The organism is Mesorhizobium sp. A623, assembly GCF_054489405.1.
The window spans coordinates 1-11,526 of record NZ_JBTMXB010000067.1 but is presented as its reverse complement, the minus strand read 5'-3'; the positions used below and the strand labels follow the sequence as shown (position 1 = coordinate 11,526).

Below are 11,526 nucleotides of genomic sequence, written 5' to 3'. Positions count from 1 at the left end.
TCGAATCCGCGCTGGAACTGCAAGCACTAATTTTTGCCCAGATTTTCAACTTCATCGAACTGCCGGCGGTTGCCGGCATGGACCAGGCCGGGGCGAACCTTTTCCTGGATCCGGTGCTTCTCGAGACTAAATCAGGGCGGCCGAGGAAACCATCCCGTCGCCGTGCCAACGACATTGCGCTCGGCGTCACCGAAGGCGTCAACGGCGATGCTAGGCTCGCCGTGCTCGTGCAGAACCGCAACAAGGTCCAAAGTGCGGTGGTGGAGGAGATCGTCGGCATCGCCAGAGGCGAGGCCGAGGTACTTTATATTGGCCGCCAGAAGCCGCTCTGGACCACGACGCGTAACGATCCCGTCAGGCTCGGCGTGAGCATTTCGCCGACCACCGTTGCTTATGCGGGCACGCTCGGCTGCTTCTGCCGTGACAATCTGAGCGGCCGGAATGCCATCCTCTCGAACAATCATGTTCTGGCCGACGTCAACAACATCGCCATCGGCACGATGATCATGCAGCCCGGCGCGCGCGACGGCGGCAAGCCGGACAAGGATGTCATCGCCGAGTTGATCCGTTTCGTGCCGATCCAGTTCGGCGGCTTTCCGAACCGGATCGACGCCGCTGCCGCCGCGCTTACTGACCACGGCCGCGCCGAAGAACGTGCGACACTCTACGACAGTTCCGACGGTCCCGCTCCCGCCATGACCTTGCAGCCGGGCGCGTTGGTCGATGCGGCCCCGGGCATGACGGTGTTCAAGACTGGCCGGACGACGCGTCATACGCGCGGCCGGGTGCGCGCGGTGAACGTTAACAACTATCTCGTCGATGTCGGCCCGGGCGTCGCCCGGTTCGACGGGCAGATCGTCATCGAAACCGACATGGCGCCGCAGCCTTTCGGCAGACCCGGGGACAGCGGATCGCTCATCGTTGATGAAGAGGGGCGTCCGGTCGGGCTGCTGTTTGCCGGTTCGGCGTCCGGCGGTGCCGGGAACCTTGGATTTACGGGGGCAAATCCTATATCATTGGTTACGGAACAACTCGGCGTGACGCTGATATAGGGACCGCATGGCCGCCACGAAGCACTCGATGGAGCAGGCACGCGAGATCCAGAAAGCCTTCGAACAACAGTTCGGTAATCGGGAAGGGCTTCTGGGTGTCGGCATCTGCCTGAATCCTCGCGAGGATGATCTCGCACTCAATGTCTCCGTTTCCCGCAGACCGCAGGCGATCAGCTTGCCGAAAATCTTCGACGGGCTCGAGGTGGTCGTCGACGTGGTGGGCGTCATTCGCGCGTACTGATCTCGTTTTCCTCCCATTTCATCGCGTCTCAGAAAATCATCGAAACCCGGGCGGGCGAAGAGGGCTTTGAACTGATCGCCGGACAGTCCGGTCTTGCGGCCTGGATTGTAGGTGGGCCGCATGGAAAACAACCGGGATGCCGCCGCAACGAAAGCCGACGAGCCTTCCGCGCTGGTTGGATACCGATTGGCCTTGTTTATCCGGCGTCTGCATCGGCTTTCGCGATCCTAAGGCTGATTTTCGTTAACTTTCGGCCAGTAGGTGCCGAAGGACCAGACGTTGCCCTCGGGGTCGCGGCAGATGAAGTCACGGCTGCCATAATCACGGTCGACCGGTTCCTCAAGTATTGTCGCGCCAGCCGCCATCGCGCGAATATAGAGCGCGTCCGTATTATCCACCGCAATATAGACGGACTTGCCAGCATTCTCACCTGGACCGCCCACCATGCTGCCATATTGGTCGTCGCGCACTTGGCCAAGCATGATAATAGACGAGCCGAGCGCGAGTTCGGCATGATGCACCTCGTCTCCCTCGCCATATCTGACGCGTAGCGTGAAGCCAAAAGCCTGCTGCAGCCAGTCGACCATCTTCGCCGCGTTGTGGTAGCGGAAGGTTGGATAGATGCGTGGAGCTTCCGTCGTTTCGGCCATGATTGTCCTCCTCTGTTCGAACCGATACGCCATGTTGGCACCATCGGCTCGCAGCGTATTGAAGGAATGTTACCTGCGGCGATCAGGCCGCGCGCTTTTGCCAGGCGGCCGGGCTTTCTCCGGCGAATTCGTGGAACTCGCGCACCAGATGGGCTTGGTCGGCATAACCGCATTGGGCCGCGATCTCGGCCCAGCGGCCACTTGTTGCCCGCGCGAGCGCAAGCGCCCGGTTGAACCGCACCATGCGCGCGACCGCTTTCGGGCCGATTCCGATCTCTTTGCGAAAGCGTTCCGCAAGGTGCTTGCGGCTCCAGTCCAGCCTTTTGGCGATGTCGCCGACGCGCACCGGGCCTTGGCCCCAGAGGATATGCTCGTAGGCCCAGGTGATGGCCGGGCTGACAGGCGCGGCGCGCTGGAGCCTTTCGCGCACGAACGCTTCAGTCAGGTGAAGCCGCCTGTCCCAATCGGGCTCATCGCCGAGCTTCTCGCGCAACACTGCGATTTCCCGGTCGGCAAGGTCATCGAGCGGGACCATCCACCCGGAGATCTCGTGCATCGGCAACCCGAAGAAGCGGTAGGCGCCAAGCGGTGTGAAGTCGATTTGCACGCATTCTGCGCCGCCGGTTGAATTGATCAGCACATGGCCGGGATAGAGACCAGAGGTGAAGCTCGCATAGGTATCCTCGCGCGTCGGCGCGCGTCCAAACGCAATTTCGAAGGGCTCGCCCCAACTGATGACGAGCGGCACCACCAGTGCGGCCATCTCGACGGAATGATGAAGCGCGCGGCCGCTCTCGCGATAGCCGGTAATCCGGTCCACCAGGCCAGTTAATTCGGGATGACAGAAATGGCGGCGCAGGAAGGGCGGGCTGCACTTCCTAGCCTCGATCTTGATGCTCCCCCACTGTTCTGAAGCCATGGGCCACGTCCGGGTTTCTTGCGGCAATAGTAGGCCAAGCATCTCTATCTGCACAGGCTGCAGTGTTCAGTTTGCCAAGTTGGCGGACCTCGGCATGCTCGGCGACGATGAGGCATTGGACCAAGTAGCACCCAGGAAGGCTCCGTATCGTGGTATCTGCTCGATGAGAACGGGATGCGCGAGGCGGGTGTCTCAGGCAGAGTATTCGTTTACTGAACGAACGTAATCATTTGTAAGGCTCCTTGCTTTGACCGATGGCGGGGCACAAGGCAAACGCTTCAGTGGCTCTCGTCCAGTACCCCGCCATTGGTTGGGCCGGGTTGATTCGGACGCTACTCAGTACCCCATTCCACCCATGCCGCCGTTGGCAGTCGATATGCCGGAATCTTTCGCCGGAATGTCGGCGATCATCGCTTCTGCGGTGATCAGGAGTGCGGCGATAGAGCCGGCAGCCTGCAAGGCCGCTCGCACGACCTTTGCCGGATCGACAATGCCGGCCTTGATCATGTCGACATAGGTTTCCGTCTGCGCATCGAAGCCCTGAGCGCGGTCCTTGCTCTCCATGAGCTTTCCCACAACGATCGAACCTTCGACGCCGGCATTTTCCACAATTTGCCGGATCGGCGCTTCGAGGGCCTTCAACACGATCGAGATTCCGGCCGTGATGTCGGCAGTCGAGCCGGTCATCCCGGCAAGCGCCGATCGGGCACGCAGCAGCGCCACGCCACCGCCCGGCACGATGCCTTCCTCAACCGCTGCCCGCGTGGCGTTCAGCGCGTCGTCGATGCGGTCCTTCTTTTCCTTGACCTCGGTTTCCGTCGCGCCGCCAACCCGGATGACGGCAACGCCGCCCGCGAGTTTCGCTAGCCGCTCCTGCAATTTCTCCTTATCGTAGTCCGAGGTCGTTTCCTCGATCTGCGCCTTGATGGTCTGGATGCGGGCCGCGATGACGGTTTTCTCGCCCGCGCCGTCGATGATCGTGGTCGTATCCTTCTCGATCAGCACGCGCTTTGCCCGTCCGAGCATGTCAATGGTGACGTTCTCCAACTTGATGCCGAGATCTTCCGAGATCATCTGGCCTGCCGTCAGAACGGCTATGTCTTCCAGCATCGCCTTGCGACGGTCGCCGAACCCAGGGGCCTTGACCGCCGCGACCTTCAGTCCGCCACGGATCTTGTTGACGACCAGTGTCGCCAAAGCCTCGCCTTCGACATCCTCGGAGATGATCAGCAGCGGCTTGCCGCTCTGAACGATCGCCTCGAGGATCGGCAGCAGCGCCTGGAGATTGCCGAGCTTCTTTTCGTGGATCAGCAGGTAGGGGTCCTCCAACTCAACGCGCATCTTCTCGGGATTGGTGACGAAGTATGGCGAGAGATAGCCGCGGTCGAACTGCATGCCTTCGACGACATCCAGTTCGGTATCGGCGGTCTTGGCTTCTTCGACGGTAATGACGCCCTCATTGCCGACCTTTTTCATCGCCTTGGCGATCATCTCGCCGACCGTCGCGTCGCCATTGGCGGCGATGGTGCCGACCTGGGCAATCTCCTCGGAAGACTTGACCTTTGTCGACCGCGCCTGGATTTCCTTGACGACGGCGGCGACGCTGAGGTCAATGCCGCGCTTGAGGTCCATCGGGTTCATGCCGGCCGAGACGAGCTTCACGCCTTCGCGCAGGATGGAAGCGGCAAGCACGGTCGCTGTGGTGGTGCCGTCGCCGGCGAGGTCGTTGGTCTTCGACGCCACCTCGCGCACCATCTGCGCACCCATGTTTTCGAACTTGTCGGAAAGCTCGATTTCCTTGGCGACGGTAACTCCGTCCTTGGTAATGCGCGGCGCGCCATAGGCCCTGTCGATGACGACGTTACGGCCCTTGGGGCCGAGTGTCGCCTTCACGGCATTGTTGAGGATTTCGACACCGCGCAGCATGCGGTCGCGGGCATCATTGGAGAACTTGATTTCCTTGGCAGACATGGTCGTTATCCAGTTCTGTTTGAATTTCTGTCGCGGAATTGGCCGATCAGGCGGCTTTCTTGGCCGCCCCGGCCTTTTCCACGATGCCCAAGATGTCCGCCTCCTTCATGATCAGAAGGTCTTCGCCATCGATCTTGACCTCGGTGCCGGACCATTTGCCAAACAGGATGAGATCCCCGGCTTTCACGTCGAGCGGGATCAGTTTGCCGCCTTCGTCCCGCGAGCCGGGGCCGACCGCGATCACTTCGCCTTCCTGAGGCTTTTCCTTGGCGTTGTCGGGAATGATGATCCCGCCTTTGGATTTGACATCGCCTTCCGCGCGTCGAATGACGACGCGGTCGTGGAGGGGCCGGAATTTCATTGGAGGTTCTTTCTGTGGCCGGTGCATAGGGCGACCACCCCAACCGTATACGCTCTTTGGCACTCGAATGATAGGAGTGCCAAGGTCGATTCCGGGGAATTTCGAAACTATCAAAAATGATAATTCGTTCCCTTCAGAGAATTATACGTATTGAAGGCGTAATTCCTCGAATTAAGATATGAATTACAATATTCTACGCGCCGATCGTAACAAGATATGACCGCGTCTTGGCGGGCTTTTTGCATCGAAATATTTTATTATCCTCGAATCGGCGACCTGGATTGGCACACTTATGGCGGAAATATTTGACCCACAGCCTCCGGGACTGTCGCCCGAGCGGGTGAAGGCACTTGCCTTGGAGACAGGTACGACTGAAGATCAGATCAGGGCGATCATCGAGCTTATCGGCCCGGATCGGGCATCGATCATTCGTGAGGCTCGGAACCTCAAGCGACCGCTCTAACGGATCGGAGCACGAGCTATCGCTTGACGATGTTCCGGTGATTCAGATCGAACGTATCGCCAGCCTTGATTTGTGTCGCGAGATCATCCTGCAGCACTCCCCACTCACCTAAATAGCCACCGCACGTGCTACAAAAAATAGGCGTTTCGTTAGTGGCATCATCCGGATGCTCATCGATTGTCGGATGGTCGCTCCCTTTCTTTTTGGAGCTCTATTCGTCTTTCCCGGCCTCTCGCAAGCTAGCCAATTCCTCCGGCGACAACGTCGTTTCAAGCACGGTGTCAACTTGGTCGAGATACCAGGCCCATGCTGGCTGGCCATCGAAGACAGTATCTTCGGAATAGCCGGCCTTCCGACATAACGCGCGGGCAGCGCGTTCACGCTCAGCGTCTGTTATCGGCATAGATCAACCCACCCGTGTTGATCTAACCGCAACATCGCCGGCCCTATGCAGGAATGGCAGGGGCTCAGCCGGTTCGCGGCGGGATCAAGGCGCGCATCCGCATAAGTTCCTTTGATGAAGCCTGGAGTTGCGCCAAATCGGCATTGGGCCTGTGCCTCAAGCGAGATCGAGTTCCACCCAAAGGCCTCCCTCACCGCGGGTGGGATCGCGAGCAGCGTTGCGCACGGCCAGAATTGATCCGGAAGGCCAAACGAACCCGGGTTTCCCGTCCTTTCTTCCGATCCACTCGTCATCGGCGCGGACGACACGACCTTGCGTCTTGCCCGCAAGTGCCGTCAGGATGGCATGATAAGGTATTTCACCCCAACGAACCTTCAGTGCGTCTTTCTGGTTGGTGGGGATGAACGCTGAAAGATCGGCACTCTCCATTAGGTCAAGGCCGCGCTTTGGCTCTCTCCTCTTCGCGCAAAGCAGCCTTGTCGCGTGGTGGACCGAACACGTAGATGCGTAGGTTCGGCAGTCCGGGGATCGAAAACGGCAGTGTGTCGGGCCCGAAATAGGCTGGTGGTTGTTTGGCCGAAAGCTTGGCGGCAGCATCGCGCGCCGCGCGTACGTTCTCGCCCTTGGCTCCGAACTGAAAGCCAAGGACTGCTTGCAGCCCATAACGAATATTGGAGACATGTAGGTGCTCAACCCGTGCGTGGCGTCGAGCCTGCGGCTTACGCCCTGCAGCGCTGACAAGGCTTGAGTCTTGAATCTGTCGAGCGCGACGGCGTCGGGATCGGTCGGGTTTTCGGTCCATGCCATCCACACTTCGCCGATCGAGAAATCCCCAAACAGTTCGGCGGCCGTCAGGAAACCAGAGACGTGATCCCAGTGCTCGTGGGGGCGGTGCGACCGGAGCGCGGCCACGCTACCGGCGCGCGAAGACGCCATTGTCGATGTCCTCGCTGAAGTACTCGATCTGAAGTTCGCCATAGCCCTCGGCACTGGGCTTGAATGCAATGGTCGACACCGACCCCTGACTGGCGTTCTCGCTGAACAACTCGAAGGTGAACACGTCGGCGTCCCAGTGCTTTAGCGGGAACGACATGCCGCCCGGTCCGAGCCGCATCGCCAGCCCGGCGTCCGTCTCCTCGATCGTTGCTTCGCCGTAGAAATTGTTGGCGAAGACCCCAACATAGGCGCCCGGTTCGGCGGCCGGTGCCGCGTTGGCGGGCGGGTTTTGGCCAACCAGCGATCCGAACGGCGTATAGAGGCCCGACATCAGGCCCGAATAGGCTGCATACCAGTCCCGCGTCACCTCGCCGAACTGGACAAGATCGGCAAATGCGGCCGCCACCGCTTCGGCGGCGCCGACCGGCGCGGCATTGGTCAGGACCACGATCCCGACATCGGCGGACGGAATCATCGTGAAACTGGTGCCGGCGCCGAGCAGAAAGGCGCCGGAATGCGACAGGGTGGTGCGGCCGGACGGCGCCACGGCGACGTTGAAACCGTGCCCATAAAAGCTGGCCCTTTCGGATGGAGAGCGCGGTGGCGCGGACACGATCTGCGGCGACAGCGCCGGGAGCAGCGCTTCCTCGGCAATGAAGACTTCGCCGTCGAGGTCGCCGTCCTGCAGAATCATGGCCATCCACTTCGCCAGATCGTTGACTGACGAACTGACGCCTCCGGCGGGCGATTGCGCATCGGGCTGCCGTTGATAGGCCGCGGTATAGGTGCCATTGACCAGGGCGTGCCCCGATGCCCGGTTCTCGCGCGCGAGGAAATCGTCGAACCGGGAACTGGTGGATCCCATGCCCAGGGGCTCGTACAACGCCTCTTCCGACAGCGTCTCCCAGTCGATCTGCGCGGCGGCAGCGACGGCTTCCGCGCCCAGCGTCATGCCAAAATTGGTGTAGGCGTATTGGTCGCGGAACGGACCCAGTGGCGCAAACTGAAGGCGCTCCAGGATTTCGCGGCGGTCGTAGCCGAGGTCCTCGAGCTGGTCGCCTACGTGATCCTGCAGCCCCGAGCGGTGCGCATAGAGATCTCCGACGGTGACGTGCTCTGTCACCCACTCGTCCGAGAGAGCCAGCCAGGGCAGGTGCACGGATACCGGTGTGTTCCACGCGATCACGCCCGCGCTCACCTGGCGCGCCACCACCGTGGCCCCGATCGACTTGGACACCGAGGCCAGCTGGAACACCGTGTCGGCGTCGACCGCCGCCCCCTCGCCTGCCTTGCGCACGCCGAAACCCTCAGCGTAGACGGTTTCCCCGTCCTTCACCACGGCGACGGCCATGCCCGGAATGCCGGACCGCTCCATGATCTCAGCAGCCAGCTCATCGAGCTTCGCGACGGCCGCTTCTATCTGCCCGGGCGGAATAGGAATCACCGTCGCGCTGGAGGGAGGAGTCGCCGGATCGACGGAGACCGCGAAGGCCAATGCGGGGGTCAGCTGCAGGGCCAGGCCGAACGCGGCCATCCGCGACAGAAATGTAGTGGGACTGAAAAGATGGCGCATGATGGGCCTCATCCACAGTGGACAATCAGGACGAGGGCATTTGCCCGGTCGCCAACGACGTGCTCGACCGGCGCGATATCATCGTCGCGCACATATGAGCAGGAGAACAGTACATCCGTTGTCCCGGATTCGTCTAAACAAGTTTGATAAAGTGCGACGAACCTGGGAGCCGGAGGCGTGGCAGTAAGGATGAGCTAGATCGGAGATGTCCATGGGACTGTCCTCTCCAACCCTCCCTCCACCTCCCGCTTCACTCGGTGCCGAGCAACACAGCCTACGCGAAAGATCACGGATCAGGCGTCACGCTGGCGCGGCTGCTGGCGCCGCGGCTTCTCGCGGTTCTCCTCGCCCTGGTCGGCATCCTCCTCGCTGTCGGCGGCGGGCAGCTCCTCCTCCTCGGCGGCTCCTTCTACTACCTGATTACCGGCCTCGCCGTGGTCGCCAGCGCCATTTTCCTCTGGCACGGCAGCATGTGGGGCGTCTGGATCTTCGCCGCCCGGGCGCAGACCGTACGCGGTCCGCTGACCTACGGCGTCTACTGAACAATAATACGGGCGTTTAGCGGCTGTACCGGCCGATTGGTATGGCTGCCCATCACCTTGGTAAAAACAGCAATTTGCTCCTGCGATGCCGAAAGGGGCGTCTTCAGTACAAACCAGCGCACGCCTTCAGAACAGGGCGGCGTCGTGAGCGATCCGTTAAAACGATAATATTGCAATGCCCCCGGTAATAGCCCGGCAGCCTTGAAGCCCGGCCTCAACACCGTCTGAGCATTTTGCCCAACTGGCATTTGCGCCCAAAGTTCGCTTAACGCCGCATTTGGCTCGCCGCGCTCGAACAGAACCCCAACCACGGCAAGATTACCGTTCGAATCCGCATGCACCAAATGAGCTTCAAGCGGATACGCTTTACCCTCAACCTCATTCTCGCTAGGTGCATGGAAGTGCACCTGCTTCAATACGAAACTATCGCCCTCAACAACCAGCGTGCTGCCCGGCTCAAAATCGACCTGGATCGTATGGCCGTTATTTACAATTGCCCCACCGCTCTCGGTATAGCGCAATTGCAATGGCTCCAGCGACGCCCCGATCGCACCGGTTATATTAACGGGCGACTGATTCCGGCCCAGCTCGCACAAACCATAGTCCGCGTTCAAAGCCCCCCAGTGTGTCGGCCCCGCTTCACCCGCATATCCCCAGTGCGTTCCGGCCGCAGTGGCCATTCCCCCAGACAGCAAAAGAGCCGCCACCCCAGCAAATAATCGTCTCATCAACTTCGCCCCTCATTTATTATTTATTGGCAAAAGCCAGGAAAAAAGCACCACGAGCATAACGGCATCCCGACAACACGTCACGCGCCGCCGTGAAATTGTCGCCACTGAACAACTGGAAATCGGATCCCGCCCACCGCATGCCCGAAGCATGAGGCGTCCCCACATGTTCGCACAGCGTGTTGGGGACGCGCTTGCGAAACCAATAAATTCCCGTTTTCGGATGCTTGAAGGGCCGCGCCATTAAAAGAACCATGTGTACCGCCGTTGTGTACCACTGCGACTGTTGAAGAATACTTACAGCCCAAGGAGTTGAGCGTTATCAGCTATTTAAGGGGGTGAATGGCGGAGAGGGAGCCCTTTCCCAGTTGCTGGAGAGGGCATGATTTATACAGCCTGCCTGCCAGTGACGTGATTGCCTTCGAGCCTAATTCAATCACCAGTTCGACTTCCTGTCAGCAGTGTAATTGGCATATTTATGTTTGCTGGCCAGCCCACCCTCTTGAGCAAGAAATTATGCTGCGGCTAGTTGACAACCGCGCCCATTTCACCCGATATCTTCGGTATCAGGGCGCATAGTTCAGCGGCGTTTCTGCTAGAGGTACAACGAGTCGGGCTACAATTTTTATTGTCCCCCGATACAGACTTCGCGATCCGGTCTGCGCGAATGCGGCCTGTAAAATGCTCTTCAAGAGCAGGTCGTGCGGCGCTTCATCCCTTTGTGATGCATTGCTGGTGCGTCATCAGGATGGAGTTGGTGCTTCGATCATCTTCAACAACGCAATCCGCTTGCGTTGGGGATGTGGTCGATCATCACGTTGGCTTCCTGCTTATTGATCCGACCATTCACCATCGCAAGCGACAAGGAAACCGCAGGCGATAGGAATATGGTTATGGCGAAGAACGCCGCCCCCCGGACAAGTAAGCTTTCACTCGAACAGACCTACCTTTCTCTGACTGAGCATCTGGTCAGGGATTATGACTTGTCGCTCAATTTCCTGGAGAATCCAGAGAAACCACGCTCCCCCCGTCAGCAGACGGCGACCTATCAACCATCCGACCTGCTAACTCCTGCACAGGCGGCTGCGGTGTTGGGTTTAGTTTGAGGTGAAGCTCTCACTTGCAGTTTGCGCACCGCTCCGCCGGAAGCAAGCTAAAGGATGGCAGGGAGCAGGGGCAAATAACTCGGACGAGCATGTAGCACATGACTAATCTCGCTGCGTTGATTATGAACGTCGGCTTTCGAGACGGGCCGGGAACTGTGCGAAGACTAGTTAGAGGGCGCATAGCCGGCGGTACTGCGTTAATATGAATGTCCGCTTCCGGGCAAGCACGAAACGGATGTCTACGTTCGACATGAGATCGAAACCTGCCGGATTGCGAACCCAACGCCGCGGCCGCATGCAGGGATGGCTCGATGTGGTGGATACCTCGCAGTTGCACGCTTCATAATATGAGCCTGCCACGCTGTAGGGCATTCCGCCTCTCCGATTCCCTGCGACCTATATGTAACTCGCCGTGGCGAGCGCCCCGCCCCATAAGATCAGGCCGGCCCCTACCACCCAGTCGAAGCGCCAGCGCGCCGGTATGATCTTTTCAGAGAGCACCAAGGCCGCCAGCAACGCCATCCAGATCAAATTCATGGTGCCGACGACGAACATCACCGCCATCAGCGCCCAGCAGCATC

Annotated in this window: 13 protein-coding genes; 4 read left to right on the top strand and 9 right to left on the bottom strand. The window is 59.8% G+C overall.

What is annotated here, in order from left to right:
- The coding region (locus tag ACX3P1_RS27155) for a hypothetical protein (RefSeq protein ID WP_459082778.1) at positions 1-1,052 on the top strand (1,052 nt) is incomplete at its 5' end.
- 7 nt (positions 1,053-1,059) lie between these two features.
- A complete protein-coding gene (locus ACX3P1_RS27150) occupies positions 1,060-1,293 on the top strand; it encodes a hypothetical protein (RefSeq protein WP_459082776.1) in 234 nt (77 codons plus the stop codon).
- A gap of 227 nt (positions 1,294-1,520) precedes the next feature.
- On the opposite strand, the gene ACX3P1_RS27145 is transcribed toward ACX3P1_RS27150, so the two are convergent.
- The 6 genes from ACX3P1_RS27145 to ACX3P1_RS27120 all read right to left on the bottom strand — a co-directional run bounded on the left by ACX3P1_RS27145 (position 1,521) and on the right by ACX3P1_RS27120 (position 8,569).
- Positions 1,521-1,943 carry a VOC family protein gene (locus ACX3P1_RS27145; RefSeq protein ID WP_459082774.1) on the bottom strand — a complete coding sequence of 141 codons (423 nt, stop codon included), beginning with the start codon at positions 1,941-1,943 and terminating at the stop codon, positions 1,521-1,523.
- Positions 1,944-2,025: 82 nt separating this feature from the next.
- Entirely contained in the window at positions 2,026-2,862 is an 837-nt protein-coding gene (locus ACX3P1_RS27140) for a helix-turn-helix domain-containing protein (RefSeq protein ID WP_459082772.1), read from the bottom strand.
- A 336-nt stretch (positions 2,863-3,198) separates the two neighbouring features.
- On the bottom strand, positions 3,199-4,833 hold the full coding sequence (gene groL, locus ACX3P1_RS27135) for a chaperonin GroEL (RefSeq protein ID WP_459082770.1): 1,635 nt from the start codon (positions 4,831-4,833) through the stop codon (positions 3,199-3,201).
- Between the two features lie 46 nt (positions 4,834-4,879).
- Entirely contained in the window at positions 4,880-5,194 is a 315-nt protein-coding gene (locus ACX3P1_RS27130; protein WP_459082768.1) for a co-chaperone GroES, read from the bottom strand.
- A gap of 1,022 nt (positions 5,195-6,216) precedes the next feature.
- A complete protein-coding gene (locus ACX3P1_RS27125; RefSeq protein ID WP_459082766.1) occupies positions 6,217-6,996 on the bottom strand; it encodes a hypothetical protein in 780 nt (259 codons plus the stop codon).
- Positions 6,974-8,569, bottom strand: a complete 1,596-nt coding sequence (locus ACX3P1_RS27120; protein ID WP_459082764.1) for a serine hydrolase — start codon at positions 8,567-8,569, stop codon at positions 6,974-6,976. Before ACX3P1_RS27120 ends, ACX3P1_RS27125 begins: the two co-directional genes overlap by 23 nt.
- Positions 8,570-8,826: 257 nt before the next feature.
- Here ACX3P1_RS27120 and ACX3P1_RS27115 point away from each other — a divergent pair, with 257 nt between their 5' ends.
- A complete protein-coding gene (locus ACX3P1_RS27115; protein WP_459082762.1) occupies positions 8,827-9,111 on the top strand; it encodes a hypothetical protein in 285 nt (94 codons plus the stop codon).
- On the opposite strand, the gene ACX3P1_RS27110 is transcribed toward ACX3P1_RS27115, so the two are convergent.
- Complete coding sequence (locus ACX3P1_RS27110; RefSeq protein ID WP_459082760.1) at positions 9,105-9,839, bottom strand: carbonic anhydrase; 735 nt, start codon at positions 9,837-9,839, stop codon at positions 9,105-9,107. The two genes, ACX3P1_RS27115 and ACX3P1_RS27110, sit on opposite strands and share 7 nt — an antisense overlap.
- Positions 9,840-9,858: 19 nt before the next feature.
- A complete protein-coding gene (locus ACX3P1_RS27105) occupies positions 9,859-10,095 on the bottom strand; it encodes a hypothetical protein (RefSeq protein WP_459082758.1) in 237 nt (78 codons plus the stop codon).
- A 637-nt stretch (positions 10,096-10,732) separates the two neighbouring features.
- Between ACX3P1_RS27105 and ACX3P1_RS27100 the strand changes: the two genes are divergently transcribed.
- Positions 10,733-10,945 carry a hypothetical protein gene (locus tag ACX3P1_RS27100; protein ID WP_459082756.1) on the top strand — a complete coding sequence of 71 codons (213 nt, stop codon included), beginning with the start codon at positions 10,733-10,735 and terminating at the stop codon, positions 10,943-10,945.
- A 396-nt stretch (positions 10,946-11,341) separates the two neighbouring features.
- Here ACX3P1_RS27100 and ACX3P1_RS27095 read toward each other — a convergent pair.
- On the bottom strand, positions 11,342-11,526 hold a 185-nt coding region (locus tag ACX3P1_RS27095; protein WP_459082754.1), incomplete at its 5' end, for a copper chaperone.